This window comes from Pedobacter sp. UBA5917 (assembly GCF_002432345.1).
In the GTDB taxonomy this organism is placed as follows: Bacteria; Bacteroidota; Bacteroidia; order Sphingobacteriales; family Sphingobacteriaceae; genus Pedobacter.
Genome location: NZ_DJDT01000153.1, coordinates 1 through 20,466 on the forward strand (window position 1 = coordinate 1; position 20,466 = coordinate 20,466).

At 39.2% G+C, this 20,466-nt stretch carries 16 protein-coding genes; 7 read left to right on the plus strand and 9 right to left on the minus strand.

What is annotated here, in order from left to right; all coding sequences use genetic code 11:
- A partial coding sequence (locus B2V92_RS09595; RefSeq protein WP_293307276.1) for a hypothetical protein occupies positions 1–507 on the plus strand: 507 nt, incomplete at its 5' end.
- A 169-nt stretch (positions 508–676) separates the two neighbouring features.
- Here the strand turns inward: B2V92_RS09595 and B2V92_RS09600 are convergent.
- Positions 677–1,300 (minus strand): HAD family hydrolase, encoded by a 624-nt coding sequence (locus B2V92_RS09600; RefSeq protein WP_293307278.1) that lies wholly within the window; start codon positions 1,298–1,300, stop codon positions 677–679.
- Positions 1,301–1,379: 79 nt separating this feature from the next.
- On the opposite strand from B2V92_RS09600, the gene B2V92_RS09605 reads away from it, so the two are divergent.
- The 4 genes from B2V92_RS09605 (at position 1,380) to B2V92_RS09620 (ending at position 5,141) form a co-directional block, all read left to right on the plus strand.
- A complete protein-coding gene (locus B2V92_RS09605; protein WP_293307280.1) occupies positions 1,380–1,607 on the plus strand; it encodes a YtxH domain-containing protein in 228 nt (75 codons plus the stop codon).
- A gap of 63 nt (positions 1,608–1,670) precedes the next feature.
- Positions 1,671–3,071 (plus strand): MBL fold metallo-hydrolase RNA specificity domain-containing protein, encoded by a 1,401-nt coding sequence (locus B2V92_RS09610; protein ID WP_293307282.1) that lies wholly within the window; start codon positions 1,671–1,673, stop codon positions 3,069–3,071.
- A 137-nt stretch (positions 3,072–3,208) separates the two neighbouring features.
- A complete protein-coding gene (locus B2V92_RS09615) occupies positions 3,209–3,994 on the plus strand; it encodes a class I SAM-dependent methyltransferase (RefSeq protein WP_349681425.1) in 786 nt (261 codons plus the stop codon).
- A 142-nt stretch (positions 3,995–4,136) separates the two neighbouring features.
- The gene (locus B2V92_RS09620; protein ID WP_293307284.1) at positions 4,137–5,141 is read left to right on the plus strand and encodes an LLM class flavin-dependent oxidoreductase; all 1,005 of its coding nucleotides are present in this window, start codon (positions 4,137–4,139) and stop codon (positions 5,139–5,141) included.
- Positions 5,142–5,240: 99 nt separating this feature from the next.
- On the opposite strand, the gene B2V92_RS09625 is transcribed toward B2V92_RS09620, so the two are convergent.
- From B2V92_RS09625 to B2V92_RS09660, 8 genes are all read right to left on the minus strand, one after another.
- The gene (locus B2V92_RS09625) at positions 5,241–8,015 is read right to left on the minus strand and encodes an outer membrane beta-barrel protein (RefSeq protein ID WP_293307286.1); all 2,775 of its coding nucleotides are present in this window, start codon (positions 8,013–8,015) and stop codon (positions 5,241–5,243) included.
- Positions 8,016–8,283: 268 nt separating this feature from the next.
- A complete protein-coding gene (locus B2V92_RS09630; RefSeq protein WP_293307288.1) occupies positions 8,284–9,360 on the minus strand; it encodes a DUF5694 domain-containing protein in 1,077 nt (358 codons plus the stop codon).
- Between the two features lie 178 nt (positions 9,361–9,538).
- On the minus strand, positions 9,539–10,678 hold the full coding sequence (locus tag B2V92_RS09635) for a M28 family metallopeptidase (RefSeq protein WP_293307290.1): 1,140 nt from the start codon (positions 10,676–10,678) through the stop codon (positions 9,539–9,541).
- Between the two features lie 747 nt (positions 10,679–11,425).
- Positions 11,426–12,364: a DUF6607 family protein gene (locus tag B2V92_RS09640; protein ID WP_293307292.1), complete on the minus strand. Its 939-nt coding sequence runs from the start codon at positions 12,362–12,364 to the stop codon at positions 11,426–11,428.
- A gap of 23 nt (positions 12,365–12,387) precedes the next feature.
- Positions 12,388–13,590 (minus strand): PepSY-associated TM helix domain-containing protein, encoded by a 1,203-nt coding sequence (locus tag B2V92_RS09645; protein WP_293307294.1) that lies wholly within the window; start codon positions 13,588–13,590, stop codon positions 12,388–12,390.
- 76 nt (positions 13,591–13,666) lie between these two features.
- Positions 13,667–14,377: a DUF4198 domain-containing protein gene (locus B2V92_RS09650; RefSeq protein WP_293307296.1), complete on the minus strand. Its 711-nt coding sequence runs from the start codon at positions 14,375–14,377 to the stop codon at positions 13,667–13,669.
- Between the two features lie 60 nt (positions 14,378–14,437).
- Positions 14,438–16,882: a TonB-dependent receptor gene (locus B2V92_RS09655; RefSeq protein ID WP_293307298.1), complete on the minus strand. Its 2,445-nt coding sequence runs from the start codon at positions 16,880–16,882 to the stop codon at positions 14,438–14,440.
- 301 nt (positions 16,883–17,183) lie between these two features.
- On the minus strand, positions 17,184–17,885 hold the full coding sequence (locus B2V92_RS09660; protein WP_293307300.1) for a DUF4397 domain-containing protein: 702 nt from the start codon (positions 17,883–17,885) through the stop codon (positions 17,184–17,186).
- A gap of 580 nt (positions 17,886–18,465) precedes the next feature.
- Here B2V92_RS09660 and B2V92_RS09665 point away from each other — a divergent pair.
- Together B2V92_RS09665 and argG are read left to right on the plus strand one after the other, a co-directional pair.
- Positions 18,466–19,164, plus strand: a complete 699-nt coding sequence (locus B2V92_RS09665) for a GNAT family N-acetyltransferase (protein ID WP_293307302.1) — start codon at positions 18,466–18,468, stop codon at positions 19,162–19,164.
- 1 nt (position 19,165) lies between these two features.
- Complete coding sequence (gene argG, locus B2V92_RS09670) at positions 19,166–20,353, plus strand: argininosuccinate synthase (RefSeq protein WP_293307304.1); 1,188 nt, start codon at positions 19,166–19,168, stop codon at positions 20,351–20,353.
- Positions 20,354–20,466 lie beyond the last annotated feature (113 nt).

The following is a 20,466-nucleotide window of genomic DNA, read 5'->3' on the forward strand; positions in this document are numbered from 1 at the left end:
GAGCAAATGCAACAGCAACGTGCGCAACAATCACAACAGCAACAACAGGAAAGGACTCAACGTGATGCACAGGTTCAGCAACAGCATAATGAGCAGATGCAACAGCAACGTGCTCAACAAGCACAACAGCAGCAACAGGAAAGAGCTCAACGTGATGCACAAGCTCAACAACAACGTAATGAGCAGATGCAACAGCAACGCGCTCAACAAGCGCAACAGCAGCAACAGGAAAGAGCTCAACGTGATGCACAGGCCCAACAACAGCGTAATGAGCAAATGCAACAGCAACGTGCGCAACAGGTACAGCAACAACAGCAGGAAAGAGCCCAACGCGATGCACAGGCTCAACAACAAAGAGCGCAGCAACAGCAACAACAACAGCAGGAAAGGGCTCAGCGTGATGCCCAGGCTCAACAACAAAGACAGGAACAGAGAAGATCAGAAGCTCCACCGCAACAAAGAGGTGGTGGCGAGAGCGGAAGACCATCGAGAGGTGGTAGAGGATAATTGGAGAAGTCCCGATGAAAATCGGGACTTTTTTTGTTTAAATCTCACGCAAGACCGTCATGCTGTCCCGAATGTTCGGGATCAGCATCTTTTTGCAGATAGACCCTGAAATGAATTCAGGGTGACGACAGAGAAGCCTAAATGTTCATAGAAGATATTATTATTCAATTTATTGCCCGGCCGCTTCATGCAGTCTGCTCAAATCATTCCCTCTAAAAGTACTTTCTGCTTTTGGATGTAAATTTCCGGAATCAAGTAAAAAAGTACTGATCCCCAATTCCAGTCCAAACTTAATTTCCGATTCTGCATCGTCGCCAATAATTAAAATGTCGTCAACATTAAGATTATGCTGATCGATCAACTTTTTAAAAACGTCCTTCTTATTGCTAACCGAAACATCAACAACATGTACTTCTTCAAAATCATCGGCAATACCCAGCATTTTCACTTTCGAAAGCTGTTGCTTTTCGAAACCTGCAGTTACGATAAATTTCCGTCCTTTAAGGCTTTTAATATAATGGTAATCATCACTCGGCTTTAAGGCTTTGGTAACTTCTCTATTATGGAGATAGGTGATCACTTCGGGCATTGCTTCTTTTCTAAAACCATATTTTTTGGCTACTTTTAAAAAAGGCGTTCTCAACATTTCCTGTTTGGCAAGCTGAAAATCTTTATCACTGATCCCCAAATCCACACTTTCTAAAAAGCGGTAAAGTTCTCCCATTAATTGTTCTTCATTCGGTTTGGTAAAATAAATGGTGTTATCCAGGTCTATAAAAAAGATATGTTTCATTGTGGATTGGTTTTTGTAAGATGAAAAAAGTAAAACACCTATGGATTAAATATGTTTAATAAAGTAAATCACTAAGATCATGAAAAAAGAGACAAAAATTATAGTAGGCGTATTGGCCGGAGCAGCATTAGGAGCAACCATCGCATTGGCATTATCATCAGATTCGACCAGCGACCTTAAAAGCAAGGTATCAGACTTTTTTGCTGATCTGTTAGATGCCTCGAAAGATAAATTGGCAAGCTTAAAAGATAAAGCTTCGGATGTTGCAGATAAGGTTAAAGATAAAGTAGCAGAAATAAATGCTTAAAGAATTGGAAGTGCCGGAAATATCCGGCATTTTTATTCTATATATTTTCTAACCACCATCTCAATGAACATTGCTTTTCATGGTGCCGCCCGTACGGTTACGGGGAGTAAGCACCTTATTACCTTAAAAAACGGTAAACAGATATTATTAGATTGCGGTTTGTTCCAGGGAATGGGCCGTGTTACCGATAAATTAAACGATTATTTTGGTTTCGATGCCAAAAAAATCACCTACCTCGTTTTATCCCACGCACATATTGATCATTGCGGTTTATTGCCCAAACTGGTTGCAGAAGGTTTTGAAGGAAAGATTTTCTGTACTTCGGCAACTATGGATCTTGCACGTATATTGATGATGGATTCGGCAAAAATCCAGATGCAGGATGCCGAATATGCCAACCGACACCTCCGCCATGGTGAAGAAATGGAAGAGGCACTTTATACAGAGGAAGATGTTACCAAAACGGTTAGCCAGATGAAAATTGTGGAGTATGAGGAAGATTTCGAGATTGAACCTGGAATACGCTTGAAATTTACCGATGCAGGTCATATTTTAGGGAGCGCTGCGGTTCACCTTGGCATAACTGAAGATGGAAAACAGACCCGGATTACCTTTTCGGGTGATGTTGGCCGTTATGGAGATCTGCTTTTAAAAAGTCCGCAGCAGTTTGACCAGGCCGATTACATTTTAATGGAATCTACCTATGGCGATTCGCTGCATAAAGACCTCGATCCGATCGAAAATATGCTTTTGGAGATCATCAACAATACCTGTAAAATAAAAAAGGGTAAAGTAATTATTCCTGCTTTCGCTGTTGGCCGTACACAGGAGCTGCTTTATGCTTTAAACGGTTTAGAATTAAAAGGTAAATTGCCTGATGTTCCTTATTATGTAGATAGCCCGCTATCATCAAAAGCGACAGAAATCCTTAAAAACCACCCAGAAGTATACAATAACGGTGTAAAGGAAACTTTAAAAATCGATCATGACGTATTTGCTTTTAAAGGACTTCGTTTTATCGAAAGCGTAGAGGAATCGAAAGCTTTAAATGCAGATCCACGCCCATGTGTAATTATTTCGGCATCGGGTATGGCAGAGGCCGGTCGCGTAAAGCACCACATCCGAAATAATATCGGCAATCAGAAAAATACCATTTTAATGGTGGGTTATTGCGAGCCAAATTCGCTTGGCGGCAGGTTAATCGCCGGACAAAAGGTAGTCGAAATTTTCCGCGATGAGTACGAAGTGAAAGCCGAGGTACAATCAATTAAATCGATGAGTGCCCATGGTGATTACGAAGATTTACTCCACTTTTTATCCTGTCAGGATCCTGCAAAGGTAAAGCAGCTGTTTTTGGTACATGGCGAATATGAAGTACAGCAACATTTTGCCAGCAGGTTAAAAGATGCCGGTTTTAAACATGTAGCCATACCTGAGTATCATCAGGTGTTTGAGATAGAGTAATGATTAAGTTGGTCCGGATTTGTAATCCGGACTAATCTAAAATGTTAGACCATAGTCCTCGTTTGCAACGAGGATTAGCGAGATCCACATTTGTAATGTGGCGCATAACTTTTTTAAAAACAAATTTCTTATCAGCGATGCAATCGCTATTCCCATATATCCTCGTTACAAACGAGGACAATATCAACCTCATCCATTTTACCTCGTCCATCATCCATTTTCCCTATCTTTGCACCATGGATGTTTTTGGTAAAGCGCTAACGGATATTTACAGAACCGGCGAAGCAGATACACTTTGGCTGCATAATTCGTATGGAGAACCTGAAGAAATGCCTTTGGAGTTTTTCTTCCGTGATGATGAAGATATGCCGGTGTTAGAATTGCAGGCTTTACACATGTGCAGTGGAAAAGTATTGGATATTGGCGCCGGTGTGGGCAGCCATGCCCTGCTTTTACAGGCTTTTAACATTGATGTTACCGCTATCGATATTTCGGAAGCTGCGGTAAATATCATGAAAGACCGTGGTGTTAAAAAAGCATTTGTACAGGATATTTTTACCTATCAGGAGAAATTTGATACCATTATTATGCTCATGAACGGTATCGGCCTTACCGGAACTTTGCCTGGTTTTAAAGATTTTCTGATCAGGTTAAAAGAGCTTATCAATCCTAACGGGCAGGTGATTTTCGATTCTTCGGATATTGCTTATTTATACGAAGACATGCCAAAACCTACGAACCAATATTATGGAGAGGTATCTTACCAGTACGAATATAAAGGTGAAAAGGGAAATTGGTTCAATTGGATTTATATCGACGAAGAAACCATTAAGCGTACTGCCAAAGAAACCGGCTGGGATACCGAACTGATTTTTGATGACGGAGAAGATCAATATTTGGTAAAATTGACGCCTACACCCTAAGTGGCATTCATTTGTATAAACTGAGTTTTGTTGTTAAATTTTACCACCCTCAAGGTCGGCTAGGGGGGTAATTTTAAAGTCATAAAGCTTTTCAGTAAGCTAATTTAAATCAACAGGCACATACATTTGTTATATACGAATTATGGGCAATACAAAAATTAAACTCAGCGTTTTAGATCAATCGCCGGTACGCAAAGGTGTTACTGCACGCAGGGCGATAGAGGAAACAACTATACTTGCACAGGAAGCCGAAAAATTGGGTTACCACCGTTTCTGGGTTTCCGAACATCATAATACCACCAGTTTAGCGGGATCAACCCCTGAAGTTCTAATAGCCCATTTGGCAAACCATACCAAAACTTTAAGAATAGGATCCGGTGGGATTATGCTACCCAACCATAGCTCGTTAAAGGTTGCCGAAAGTTTCCGTTTGCTGGAGGTAATGCATCCTAACCGCATTGATCTGGGAATGGGTAGAGCACCGGGCACAGACCGCATTACGGCTTCTATGTTAAATCCCTCAAATACCTGGAGCGAGCAGGACTTCGTAGAACAGTTGCGAGAACTGCAGCATTATCTGCACGATACTTCTGATGGAGGTATTCAGGCAAAAATAAAAGCGATCCCGATTTCGGAGACCGTGCCGCAACGATGGTTGTTAAGTAGCAGCGGACAAAGCGCCTTGTTTTCTGCCCATTTCGGGATGGGATTTTCTTTTGCCCATTTTATTAATCCGGTTGGCGGTCCGCAGGCTGTTCAATATTACAGGGAACATTTTAAACCTTCTTTGGATCTGGCAGCACCTGTAGAAAATGTAGCTCTTCATATTTTCTGTTCAGAAGACGAAGAAAAGGTAAAACAGCAGGAAGCTTTAATGAGTTATCGTTTTTTACAGCTGGCAAAAGGTAAGGGATTGCCAGCCGTTGGTTGGGAAGATATTAAGGATGTTAATTATACCGCTTCGGAACTGGAGCAGATTAAAGCCAATAAACAACGGATGATTTACGGTACACCAACTGTAATTAAAACACGGCTTACCAAACTGGCTGCCGATTACGATGTGGATGAACTGATGGCTGTTACCATTACCGAGCATTTTGAAGACCGGATACGATCGTATGAGTTACTGGCAGATATTTTTAAATAAATGCCATGGTGCCATGGTCTGTGTCTCCATGGTTTGTGTCCCCACAAACCATTATAAAAAGTTTGTGCTGCGATCTGTGAGGACACAAACATGGGCAACCTAAAAATTAAAAAACGTTTGTCTTCCGCCTACTTTCTGTCCAAAGTTTTGGATGTTGTAGGTGAGTGTAAGCATGCCATACCTGCCCAGATTATTGCTCTGTGTATCGATTATGCTGTTACCCGTAATCTGTATATTCCTACGCACATTGCTCTGTAAAATATCATTCACCGAGAATTTCAACTGCGCCCTATCGTTTTTCATAAATAAATAGGTAACTGCTGCATTCCAGAATTTAATATTGTTGTTATACCCGGCAATGGTCTGCGTATTGATGGTTAAAGCATAATTCGTTTCGAAAACCAGTTTTTTGGGGTAGCGGATAATCAGCTCCGAAGTACTTTGATGGGTGTTGTAGCTAATGTTGGTATAAAAACTATCGTCGTATTTGCTCCGGTTTAGGTTAATGGAATATGATTGGTTAATCTCAATTTTATCGTTCAGGTTTAATCTTATATTACCATTGGGGCCTATATAAAAAACATCGGCATTACTTCTAATATTGTTGACGATAACAGGCGTATGATCGAAATTTCCCCAAAAACCCAAACCAACTTTTAAGCTGGTTTTATCCTTCCTGAAATCTTTTGAAATATTGGCCCCTCCCTGAAAATTATAGATACCGCTCATATTGATCGGATTAACGGTTTGCACACCATTATTGATGGTAATGGTATTAATGATCCCATTTTTGGTGAAATTACCGTAACCGTATAAATTGTAATTGATCTGGCCTTTTGGATCATATTTATACATGTTCATACTAAAACTCTGCGTTCGTGCCGGCAGAAGGTTAGGATTGCCGTTTCTGATATAAAAGGCATTGGTATTATCGGCCACCGGTTGAAGGTAGCTTACATTAGGCTCTGCAAATCTTGCCGAATAATTAAAGGAGAAAATTTTGTACTTAAACTGAAATGTTGGCCAGATAAAATTATATCGTTGGTTGATATCGGCAGCATTGGTAAAACGGTTGTTAAGCGAAATATAATTATGCACCAAACCGGGCTGGATATAAAGATCCTTGGTTATTTTATACCTCAGGCTGACATTGGTATTGGTTTTAAAGCCTGCCTGTTTAACGGTTTGCGATAAATTGGGTACAACAATATCATACAGCTGGTTGGCCGGATTTCGGTAAAAAGTATTTAGTGCATTCTCATTGTTAATGATATTTCCATTTACATCTACTTTAAAATTCAGCTTTTTGCCGATGGGTTCCATGTAATTGGCATAAATATAGGCCCTGAAATTATCGATGGTATTATCCCTTAACTGATCGATTTCTGAAGTGGAAGGGCTGAGGTAAAAAACACTGTTGCTCCTGTTGTAGTTTACATTTGGATTTGGAGTTGTGGAAATATCGGTACCCAGATTGAAAGATCTTCCCGTTTTTTTAAAATCCTGGTGAAAATCGGCCCTTAATTGATATTTATTACTGGAAGTATTTCTATCATTTAAATTCTCGAGCGTGTTGATCAATTGGTTACCTGCGTTATTGTTGCTCGAAGCAACCTTGCTTACCGAGTTGTTGGAGTTTAATACAACTGCCGGCTCGATGGTTAGTTGTGTTAAAGAGTCGATCTGCCAATCCAGTTTTCCACCGATATTATGTTTTAATATCAATGCACTTGTATTTTCATTGGCGTTTGTAATTAATCTATCAGTACCCAAAGTTTGGTTGGTATTGGTCAGTTTCTCCAGCAGATTGTGCGATCGGCCAAAGAAATACTGTGTGTTGAATTTGATTCCTTTTTTGTTGATCGTGTTAAAATTAAATCCACCGCCCGACGAGGTTTGTACACCATTGTAAGCGCCTCCGAAATTAATCCCGTTAAACTCAAAGTAACCACCAGAAGTCATCATCATTGAATTTACGCCGCTTCTGCTAAAACCGCCGATCCGCTGTACATCACTCGGATTAAAACCGGGCTGGTTGATGTTATTGCCATAAGCCAGTACACTTACCTGTGTGGTATCCCTGAAAAAGTTCATCAATCCGCCGGCCTGATAAAGTTCTTTCTGTCCGCCACCGGCATATAATTTACCAAAAGCACCTTTTTTAATGGCCTTTTTCAGTTTTAAATTGATAATCTGTGGAATTTCTGCCGCAGTAAGGTCAGGATCGCGTCTTTTTGCCTGTTTATCATCCACTACCTGTACTTTATCGATAATATTTGCTGGCAGGTTTTTCGTTGCAATCTGCTGGTCGCCGCCAAAAAACTCTTTTCCATCCACTAAAATTTTGCTCACCGCTTTTCCGTTAACCTGTATCGAGCCATCTGCAGCAATAGAAACACCAGGTAATTTTTTTAAAAGATCTTCTACCACTGCTGATGGAAGCGTTTTAAACGATTCTGCATTAAACTCTATGGTATCTTTACGTACAATTACCGGTGGCCGTTCGGCAGAAATAACCACCTCGTTTAAATCGTTCGCTTTGGTAGAAAGGTAAAGCGTGCCCAGGTTTAAAACCGGATTGGCAGCGGTTAATTCTACCTCTTTTCTAAAAGTTCCATATTGCCATGCCGTTACCACTAAACGGTATTTTATTCCTGTAGCGAGGCTATTGATTTTGAACATGCCTTTATCATCCGATAATTTATAGGTAGTTAACGCACTATCGCCCACTTTGTAAACCGAAACGGTTGAGTAATTTAGGGTGGTTTTATGATTTGCACTATCTGCGAGGATTCCGGTAATGCTTCCATTTTTTTGCGCAAACAGGTTAAAAAGAATTAAAGTAAAAGCAAGTGAGAGTAGGGGTTTCTTCATGTATTTTTTAAATAAGGAACCTAAAATTATCGGCTATTTTTTCACTATATCAAAAAATGTGACCAATAGCGTTAAAAATGTGATGGATTAAGTTTGTTTAAAAGCCTGACGCAAAATTCTTTTGAATGTTGCATACTGTAAAACTAAAATATTAGTTAAAAGTAATTCCATTAAATTGCTTTTACAAATACAAACGAAAATATTACAGGCGAAAAAATAAAAAAGCCCCACTACATCATGCAGTGAGGCCGATTGAAGCGTAATTAATTTAGTGCAGATCGTTATAGTTGATAATTTTAACATTAGGATTTTTGGCTAAAATTTCTTCCATCCACTTGCGGTGCGAAGCGCCAACACCTACTATTACCCTTTTGGCATTTTTTGCTTTGGCCTGCCCGATGATGTTTTTGCACATGCCCTCATTCCTTAACATCCATTGGGCAATCATGGCTTTCACCGATTCGGTAGGGAAACCCGCATAACCATAAAAATGGCTGCCACCATAAAAATTCCAGGCTTCATCCAGTACGCCATATTTTACGGTATTCATACCAGCGTATTGATCGGCATTGAAAACCTTTTCCTCTTCTTTATTATATCCCCAATAGGTTTCAATCGCTTTTGCAGTTGCGGCTTCTGCCGAAGTGCTATCTGCCTTCGCTTTGTTGATCATGATTTTGTATAAAGAATCTGTTTTGGCCCATGCTGCGCTCCATGGTTTATCATAAGTCTGGCAGTCCATTTTATAGATCTGATCCTGGCCCAATTGATAGATAAGCGGGAAATAAATTTTATTGTATTCGCTGCCTGCTCTGTATAAGCCAGCTTTTTTTAGCGAATCGGTACCACCGAACATTTTTGTATACTGTGCCAGTTCTTCTTTGCCGAATTTATCCTTCATGTAGTTTTCGAGCACAAAAATCTGGTATTCGGCATTCACCCTGTCCCAGTTTTTAGCGTAATTGGCTGCTAAGTCCATGCGGGTTTTATGGTAGTACGCAAAAGAGGAAAGTGCTTTCTGGTCTTTTTTTATCTGTGAAGGGATATTTTTTGGTGTTTCAGGGTTTAGTCTTTCTATGTAATCGTGTCCCTTTTTAAAAACCTTTATTGCCCAGTTATCTGCATCGAGTGTGGCATAATCTCCTTCAGGGAGATATTCGCCAAAAACCATGTCGGGTTTAAAATTTTTCAACTTATCAATGATAGCCTGAAAATTCTGGGTTGATTTAGCGTTATCGTGACTGGAGCCTACGATCACAATTTCGATCTGGTTTTGGGCATTCGATTTAAGTAAAGTCGCGATTGAAAATAAAAATGTAAGACTGAGTTTTAGTATAGTTTTCATATTGAATCTTATTTTGTTTTTGTTGATTCAAAAATGAGCATACACTTTTAGCCCTTATATTTAATTATCCCAAAGGCTGGTTATATTATCCCAACAGGATAAAATTGGTATTTAAAGCTTAATCCTTTAAAAATTAATATTGGGATAGCAGATCAAGGTTTTTGTCCTGGGAAAGAGCTTATTCCATCTGCTTTTTGTTAAAGCCGACAATCAGTTTAAAGAGATTGTTGTATTTGTTTAAGGGTAAAGTTTCTGGTTTATCGAATACATCATGATAAGCCGAAGGACCACCCTGGGTGTAGATAAAAAATGCCGGAACCCCTTTTTCGGTAAAAAAATAATGATCGCTGTTAGCAGCTTTTCCCCTCGGATTAATTTTTGAAATGTAGTGGTATTCATCATTTACAGCGTTGAGCTGCGCAAATGCTTTTGGATAAACGGATGCATTAACAACTGTCATTCCGGCGTCGCCTGTACCAACCAGATCGAGGTTAAGCAGAAATTTAATTTTACCCAAAGGTACCAGCGGATTTTCTACAAAATACCCTGACCCTAATAAGCCAGCTTCTTCGCCGGCAAAACAGATAAACCCGATAGAGTAGGGCTGGGGATTTGCTGCATAATACCTCGCCAAACTTAATAAAGTGGCTACGCCTGCTGCATTATCGTTAGCTCCCGGAAAATAAGTATCAGCACCCATTCCACCCAAATGGTCGTAATGTGCGGTAATGATTAAAATCGAATCGGGAAATTTAGTCCCTTTAACAAGGGCACAAACATTGGCCGCCTGGAAATCGGGGATGAATTTATTCTCGATGTCAACACTGATTTCCTTGGGTATGGTGGTAAAATATTTCTTGTTAACCTGGATGATCGTTTTTTCTCCAACTTCGGTAGCCACAGACCAGGTAAGTTTATCTTTTAATAAAACGGTTAATGTAGGGCCGGCCTGATAATTTAGGCTATCTATTTGGTTTAAATTTGCTTTTAGCTTGATGCCCGGACTTTCATTGTTGATGATAAAATCTTTACCGGGAATGAGTTTTTGCCCGTTTATGGCAACCATCATTTTCGAGGGAAAAGTATTTACCGGAAAACTAAAATTCTGTTTGTAATTTGTTCCCATGGGTAACAAACCCATTTTTTGATATGCATCAGCAATGTAATCGGCAGCTTTTCTCATACCATCTTTGGTATAGCCTCTTCCCCAAAAAACTTTTGATGTAAGGGTATTTACTACATTACGGGTATAGGTAGAATCCTGTGCAAAAGTGTTGATAGCCAAAAACAGAAAGATAATGGAGCAAAATTTTTTCATGCCGGAATTTAGTAAAATAAAGTTACTGTTGGTCGGGATTTGTAATCCCGACCCTTGTACTAAGGATTTTTAATCCTTGTAGTGGATTATAAATTCTGCTAACGCTCGTTTCTAACGAGCATTGAATAGTTTATTGTTTTCAAACGATAGAATCGTATAGCTATTTATGCACTCGTTTGGAAACGAGCGCAAACTTTTTCATGTTTAAAGACAAAAAGAAGGTTGATGATTGAGAGCATAGCCATTACTCATCAATCTGCTAACGCTCGTTTCTAACGAGCGTTGAATAATTTATCGTTTACAAACGATAGAATCGTATAGCTATTTATGCACTCGTTTGGAAACGAACGCAAACATTTTCATGTTTAAGCACAAAAAAAAGGTTGATGTTTAACAGCATATTCATTATTCATCAATCTGCTAACGCTCGTTTCTAACGAGTGTTGAATAATTTATCGTTTACAAACGATAGAATCGTATAACTATTTATGCACTCGTTTGGAAACGAACGCAAACATTTTCATGTTTAAGCACAAAAAAAAGGTTGATGTTTAACAGCATAGCCATTATTCATCAACCTTTTAACTCATTTCGTCACCCTGAATTTATTTCAGGGTCTATCTAACATGAATGTTGCTGATCCGAAGTTTCGGGCAGCATGATGATCAGGCTAGAATAAGGAAACTAAAACCAGTCAGAACGCATAAATATTAATCTTACTCGGGTTTCTAATATCAGTTAGCTTTTTTACTTTACCAAATAAGGTTGTAAAGCGGTTTTAATCTTTTCTTTGTTTTGTGCTGCAGTCCATTTTTCTTTGATAGACTGATCACCTAAGCTGAAAAGTGTTTCGTAAAGCAATTTACCATTCGTCATAGTCTGCACTTTAAAGGTATTTTGCGATCCGATAATGTCGGCCCAAACATCACGTACTTCTGCCCAATAAGATTTTTGGCTAGCCCACCATTTTTGTGCATTGACAAACGTTTTGGGATCTATTTTGGTAAATTCCTCATAACCTTTTTCAACAGCCAATAATTTATCTCCGTTGGCTGAGCGTACAATTTTTTTATTGTCCTGTTCAAACATCCAACCATCTTTGGTAATGGTAATCCGGCTGCCACGGTTTAATACATTATAATCTTTACGTACCGTCGATTCTCTTCTTGGCAATGGAGAATCGGTTTCGCTCTGCCAGGCATCATGGCTACCAACGTGGCTCCATGTTCCGTAACCCTGGTAACGTGGACTATCATCTACCTGATAAACCTTTTGCGTCCATTTTCCTTTTACATCGGCAGGGGTTAAGTTGCCTTTTTTCCATGCATTACCTTCGGTGTAAAGCATAATATCGGTATCTTCATATGTCCAGTCCTGGCGCCAGTGTTTAATTACTGTGGTATCGTTAATGGCCAGCATGTGCTGGATAACGATCCTTTTAGGTTCATCAACAATAATTTCGGCCCATTCGTTTCCATGGCTTTCGTATGGTTTGCTGAATTTGTAATTCGGATCCGGAGCGGTTACTTCGCCATAGTTGAAATTTACTTCGTAAAAGCCAGCCAGTGATTTAATGGCCTTTCTATCTTTTTCCAGTTTTTCTTCAGGAGACTCTACTTTTGTTTGTGCTGTAGCATTAAGGGTAATCAAACCGGTTAACACTAAAATTAGGTTTAAAAACTTCATTTTTATAATTAATTAGGATGTACTTAGTTTTCCGCAACTGCGTGATTTTTCTTCTTTTTCTTTTTGCCCCACCAGATGATAAATCCGGTTATAGGCAAACTCGCTGCAATAAGGCTTGCAAAAAATGCCATAATTTTTCCTGGCAGACCCAAAATGGCGCCTACATGGATGTCGTAATTCATACCGATAAGCGCTTCGCCAGCGTTTTTATCTCTTTGGTTTTTGCGTGCCAATAACTTTCCGGTATACTGATCGAACAACAATACGTCGAAATTCCAATAGGTTTCAGCACCTTTATATCCCGTGGCATAAATGGTTGCAGAACCGCCTTCGGCCGGCGACATGCCAATACGTTCTGCATTTTTAAAGGTTTTTTTTGCCGTTTCGAAAGCCACATCAAAAGGGATGACGTTTATGGTTTTGGTCGAATCTGATTTGGCAGTTACTTCTTTTGGTGGAGTAGTACTGCCCGAGGCCACTACATAAACCGTTGCCTGAAACCATTGAAACGCCCAAACCAATCCGGTTAAAGCCAGCATCAGGCAGATGGTCATCACATAAAAGCCCAATACATTGTGCATATCGTAATTGATGCGCTTAAACTTGGCCTTCCATTTGATTTTGAAACTCTTATCGAAGTTTGATTTTTTAAGGTTTTTGGGCCACCACATCACCATACCCGATATTAAAAGGAAAACGAATATAATGGTGCTCCAGCCGATAATCTGTTGCCCGATGGGATGGTTGATCAGGAAACTCCAGTGCAGCATTTTAACGATGCCGAAGAATTCGTATTTATAATCGGCAACCAGGGTAACCTTGCCGGTGTATGGGTTGATCAGAACCAGATCATAATAATCTATCGAATCGAAATACCAGAAAGCATTGGTATTACCAGGCTTGTAGGTGCCAAATTCCCAGGCCCTATCGGGCTGGCTATAGCTCGACATGAAAGTAACTTTTTTCTTTCCGCCCAGAGCTTTTTCGGCAGTTGCTCGTAGTATACTTAAAGGGATGGTCTGTTTATTTGCCGGCACCTCCACAAAAAACTCTTTTCTGTGGATAAACTCGGTAATTTCTTTCTGGAAGGCGAAAATGCAACCCGTTACACCCAAATGGAACACAACCAAACCCGATATTATACCGAGCCAAAGGTGCAGCCAATCGCTGATTCTTCGTATCCGCGATTTCTTTGTTTTTTTTTGAATAGGTTTTGTTAGCGCCATTAAAGCTTTATTTAATAAAAGAACCAATTAACGATTCCAGCCGTTAATTGGTTAAATTTTTTTTGAAACAATCCGGTTATTTAGCCTCGGTAGTGTAAGTTACCAAATGCCAGATTTTTTCGTAGTCCTTTCCGTTCAATTTTCCAGGGGTTTTATCCTCTGTAAAAGCCTCAAGAAAGTAATTTCCTGCTGTTGCCGGTTTAAAGGTGAATTTTCCCTGTGCATCTGTTCCGGTAGGCTGGCCTTTTTTATCAGGACCAACAACGGTTAATTTTTGGTTTGCAAAAGGTGCTTTGTTGTAAATCACTTCGTGAACAGCAGTTTCGCCAACTTTTAGGGCATGTTTATCCGGTCTGATGGTTAAAGCAGCATCAGCCGGGAAAACCGTATTTATTTTTAAGGTGCCCACAGCAACATCTGCAAAAGCATAATATTCGATTTTAGCTTTTTCGTAAACAGCAGCTACTTCATGTACAATAGAAAGTTTATAGGTTCCATCCTGATCCGGTGTGAAACTGGCTTTATAAAAAAGTACCTCCGGCGAAGCCGTTAAAATTTTAGTAGTGCCGTTTGGAGCAGTTAAAACCAGTTTAAAATCTTTTAGGTTACTGAACCATTTTGCTGCGGTATCGGGTTCGTTATGTTCGTATTCTCCAAAAAAAACTTTCACTTCCTGTGGCTGTCCTTTTTTTCCTGTTGCCGATGTTTCTATCCATAAAGCATGGGCAAATGCGCTAGAAATGCTAAAGGCCAGGAGTAGTACTAATAAAGAGATTTTAGTTTTCATGTTTTCGGTTTTTAAAACCGGGAACAACTGATCTGATCCAGCTGTTCCCGATCGGTTTTATTAAAATTTATAAGTTACACTTCCGGTAAAGGTTCTTAAATCCTGGGGATTCATCGTGCTGTAGCCTGTCCAGTATTTTTGGTTGGTAAAGTTGTCTACCTTCGCTCCGATCCTGAATTTTGGATGATCATAGAATACCGATGCATTGAACACTTCGTAAGCAGGTAAAATGAATACCCCTTGACTTACGCTATTAACAATTTTATTATCACTTGCATAGTTACCACCGGCACCTAAACCAAAACCTCTTAATGAACCTGCAGCAAATTTGTAGCTGATCCATAAGTTTGCCGAGTATGGCGAAGCCGAATAAGCATCACGTCTTCCTTCAACATCTGGCGAAGCATTCTGCAAACGGTTATCGTTATAGGCAAAACCTGCGATAATGTTTAATCCATTAACAGGGTTGGCTACAATTTCTGCTTCGATACCTTTACTGATTTTGTTACCATCCTGGATCTGTGCATTTGGATTTAACGGATCGCCGTTATAACCCCTAACAATATCTTTCACTTTGATGTAGTAGTAAGATACCGATCCGGTTAATTTGCCATCAAAAAGGTTGCTTTTAACACCACCTTCTATCTGGTTGGCCTGCTCTGGTTTAAAAGGCTCTTTTTTATAATCTATACCATTAATGTTGTTAAATCCGTTTTGATAGTTGGCAAATAACGACAGCTGATCTTTGATCGGTTGAAATACCAAACCGAATTTTGGGGAGAAAACAGTCTGTTTATAAGCACCTGTTGGCGCAGAACCCGCACGGTCTGAATTGCCTTTGTTATCAAAACGGTCTACCCTGATGGCGGCTAAGGCAATTAATCTGTCGGTTAAATTAATCACATCAGATGCATATGCACTGTAAGTGTTCGATTTAAAATTAACCGGATATTTAGAATAAGCGTTTGCTGCATAGAATGCTGCTAAATTGGTTTCGGTAAAGTTGTTATAGTTGGCACCGGTTCCATTTTTATTGGTTACGTCGAAAGTATCGATCGAATAAAACAACTGATCAGAGTTTTGGCGTAGATAATCCAAACCTAAAACAATTCTGTTTTTGATAGAACCCAGGTTAAAAGTACCGTTAAAGTTCTGTTGGATTTCGTAGTTATAAAGTTTACTGTTATCTGTTGATTGATCCGCTCTTGATATATATGTAGCACCTGGACCCGCACTTGGATTAGATAAGCTACCCAATAATGGACTATTATCTGGAACCAGGAACAGGTAAGTTCCACGACCGTTTGAAAAGCTATAACTTGATGAGAAACTGGTGTGTGATGACCAGTTATCGTTAAATTTATAATTCGCCTGGCCAAAGAAATTTGTACTGTTATATTTTTGTTTCATGGCATCACCTGTGAATGATTTATCGTAAGGTATGCCCGATTGATCAGCCCTGTCAAAACCAAGGTCTTTTACCGGAAAATAAAAGAAAGTAAAAGGTTTCAAAGTGTTTTTACCGTTAGAAATCTCCGCTTCAAATGTAAAATCCAACTTATCATTTACCTTATATGCTAAACTTGGTGCAACAAAAAAGCCTTTATCAAATACATTTTCCTGAAAAGAACCTTTGTAATTATAAGATGCATTAATGCGAGCATAAATGTGGTTGGCTTTATCAACAGGGAAATTAAAATCTGTACTTACCCTGTTAAAATCATAAGTGCCGGTCGAAAAACTTACTGCACCGCCTGTTCCTTCAAAAGGTTTTTTGGTGATACGGTTGATCAGACCTCCGTATGAAGTTAACGTACTTCCAAATAGCGTAGCGGATGGGCCTTTAATAACCTCAACATTCTCTAAATTGGCTGCTTCGTTACGGCCTGTTATGTTACCTGCAATACCATTTCTAAGTTTTGCCTGTACGATAAAACCTCTTGATGCATAATAAGCACCACCATCACCACCACGTGAAGTTGCTTCCCACATTTTTTGGATACCAGTTGCATTACGGGTAGCATCATCGACTGAAAATACCAGCTGATCGGCCATTGTTTCTTTGGTAATAGTGGTATAAACTTGTGGGTTTTCTAAATTATTCAGCGGCATTTTCGAAACATATTCACTTTTTTTAGCGATATATTTATTAATACCCTTATTGATATTTACCTCATTAAGTTGGTTGGAGTTCTGGCTGATTACAAAATCGACCGTTTTATTTTCACCTGCAGTAATTACTACCGGTTTTTCTATAACCTGTACACCTACAGCCGAAACCCTTAAAATATAAGAGCCTGGTTTAACGCGTTGAATTTCGAAAGTACCTTTATCATTGGTTACATTTCCTAAGCCTTTTCCTTTCAAACCTACCGAAATATAAGCCGCCGGTTTTCCATCTGATGTGGTAACTGTACCACTGATGGTAGAAAATTGCTGTGCAAAGGAGAGTAAGCTGAGAAAAGTTAAAAGAAATGTTAAACTAAAAAGTTTGATTTTAAACATGATACTATTTATTTGGATTAATTCTAAAGAGCTGCAAAATAACGGGAGAAATTGTTATTATCCAAATTATTTTGAATTATTCTAAATAATAAAATGTTAAAATTGAGGTTATAACCTAAGTGCGGTCATTATTTTGTTTAAAAGGACTCTTGCGGATTTTTAACGCTAGGTCGTCACCCTGAATTTATTTCAGGGTCTATCTAGTAGAAAAGATAACAAGTATTTAAAAAAGAAAATATCCGGGTATAAAAAAGCCCCATATCATATCAATAATACAGGGCAATTAGAAAAAATTATTGTTTTATTTAATTGTAGTAGCCTGTAAGGTTAATGCGCGTTCGGTATCATTTGCAGGTGTTACCAGGCCATTCAATATCACATCGTAATGGAAACCGGCGGTAAAGGTGGTACTGCCGGTGGTAGCTTTAACGGTACCCGATGAAGTTTCTTTTGCATCAAGTGAATAGGTTCCTGCATCTACGGTGATAAAACCACTTGCATTTTTAAAGGTTTTGCCTGTAAATAAGGCTGTAGTACCGCTGGTTTTGAACAGATCGAATGCAGCTGCATCAGGCGATAAATTGATAAAGCGGATATAGGCTTTATCTGCTGCCGGAACAGAAAGATCGTCGGCTATGGTATAAGTATCCAATGAAGTTGGTTTATTGATCAGATAGGTAGAATAATAAGTACTTGCACTGATAGAAACGGTTTTGGATAATAAACTTTCGGTGCTGCTTGCAGTGGTAAATTTTAAGGTATAAGCACCAGCTGTGAAAGAAGCATAAGAAGCAGAACCGCCAAAAGGTAACGCTGCACTATTAAGTTTGGTGCTATTAAAGTAAGCATTATAGGTTGCCAAAGATGGAGAGGTATTAACCACCCTGATATAAGCTATGGTTGGATCCGCTGTTTCTGTTTTTTTACAGGAAGTGAAAGCCGTAAAAGCGATCAGCACAAATAAAGTAAGGGCTTTGAAATAAAATGGAGTAGAACTCTTCATATTGTTAAATTTGATTTAATACTAAGAAACACTGGTAAAACGATAACGTTGCAGCATTCGCTACAATTATGCAAATATTGTATTTAAAACAATATTTAGGATGTTAAATGTTGTTAAGCAGATGTTAAAATTTGAAATTATATTTTAACAATGTTAACACAGGTAAAGGTAGCCATCCTGTAATTGATTAAAAAGATATTTTTTTTGGAATTATTAAAGGCCATCCAGTACACGCTTAAGTCAGATTAGTTTAAAAAAAACGAAAGCTTAACATAAAAAAAACGAGATATTATTGTGTAACTCGATTTTTATTTAAACCTTTGCACCTCAATAGAGTTAAAGCCGTTTTAATACGCAAGAAATGATTAAACAAATTTTACATAAACTTTCTGTTTCCACAGCACAATCAGTGTCGGGGAAAAGTCTGTTTATTAATCATTTTCAGCCCGTGTTTTATTACCCCACAAGCCGGCAAAATTTCACTCCACGTATTTAGTACCCAAACTAAACGTAACGAGGAATTGATCCTCTCTAAAAACCCAATTAACAAGAATACTTATAATTTTTCGTTAGAAAACGAATGGATATTAACGAATTTATAGTGCAGGTTGCACTTCCTGAACATCGTGTATTTGCAGAAGAAATTGTAACCGAGATGGCCGAATCTGCTAAAGCACGTGGTACCGGTATCGCAAAGCGTTCGCCAGAGTATGTTGCAGGCAAGATGATAGAAGGTAAAGCGGTAATTGCTTTCCATAAGGATGGCACATGGGCCGGGTTCTGCTATATCGAAACATGGAGCCACGGACAGTTTGTGGCCAACTCCGGATTAATTGTTTCGCCTAAATTTAGGAAAGCAGGTTTGGCGCATGCCATTAAAGAGAAAGTTTTCGAGCTTTCGAGAACTTTGTACCCAAAGGCAAAGATTTTTGGCTTAACCACCGGTTTGGCCGTAATGAAAATCAATTCCGATCTGGGCTACGAACCGGTTACCTATTCTGAACTTACACAGGATGAAGAATTTTGGAAAGGCTGCCAGAGTTGTGTAAACTTCGAAATATTGAAGATGAAGGAACGTAAAAACTGCATGTGCACAGCCATGCTTTACGATCCGGCCACACAAAAGCACGATGCCGCCAAAAGATTTGCCGAAGAACTGCAGAAAAAACCCAAATTATACGAGCGTTTTATGCGCATTAAACAACGTTTAGTTGTTAAACCAAAACCCAAATCAGGCTTAAAAGCCCTTTTATTTTTATTTACCCTTTTATTTAAATAGCATGAAAAAAGTTGTTTTAGCATTTAGCGGAGGCTTAGATACCTCATTTTGTTGTATTTACCTTGCACAGGACCGCGGATTGGAAGTTCATTCGGTAATTGTAAATACCGGTGGTTTCTCTGACGAAGAATTGCAGGAAATTGAGAAAAGAGCTTATGCTTTGGGCGTAAAATCGCATGCTGTGGTAGATGAAACAGAAGGATATTATGAGGACTGTATCAAATACCTGATTTTTGGTAACGTGTTAAAAAATGCAACCTACCCATTATCGGTTAGTGCAGAACGCGTAAGTCAGGCAACCGCTATTGCCAATTATGTTAAAAAAATCGGTGCTGATTACGTGGCCCACGGAAGTACCGGTGCGGGTAACGATCAGGTTCGTTTTGATATGATCTTTAACATCCTGATCCCCGGAGTAGAGATTATTACCCCGATCAGGGATTTAAAATTATCACGCGAAGCGGAAATCGAATATCTGGCGCAACACGGTGTAGAATATAGTGCCGAAAAAGCAAGGTACTCAATCAACAAAGGTTTATGGGGAACTTCGGTAGGTGGAAAAGAGACTTTAACCTCTCACGAAACTTTGCCTGAAAGTGCATGGCCAACACAGGTTACTGAAACCGAATCGCGTAAAGTAGAATTAACTTTCGAAAAAGGCGAACTGGTTGCCATTGATGGTGAGAAATTAGCGCCGGTAAGAGCAATCCAAAAATTGCAAGCCATTGCTCAACCTTTCGGCATAGGTAGGGATATCCACGTGGGCGATACCATTATCGGCATTAAAGGCCGTGTGGGTTTCGAAGCTGCCGGACCAATCATTATCATTAAAGCACACCATACTTTAGAAAAACATACCTTAACCAAATGGCAATTGAGCTGGAAAGAGCAATTATCATCCTTCTATGGTAACTGGTTGCACGAAGGTCAGTTCCACGATCCGATTATGCGGAATATTGAGGCATTTTTGGCCGATACACAAAAATTTGTGAGCGGTAAAGTGTTTGTAGAGTTATTGCCATACCGTTTCCAGATTATCGGAATTGAATCGAACCACGATTTAATGAGCAATAAATTTGGTAGCTACGGCGAAATGAACAATGCCTGGAGCGGGGAAGATGTAAAAGGTTTCTCTAAAATATTCGGTAACCAGGTAATGATCTGGCATAAAGTGAATAACGAAAGATAGTTTAAGAGGTATAAGGTAAAGGGTGTAAGGTTTAGGGTCAGTTTATGCGCATTAAACCTTACACCTTAAGCCTCAAACCCTAAACCCTTTTCAACCCAAAACGACAGAACCGA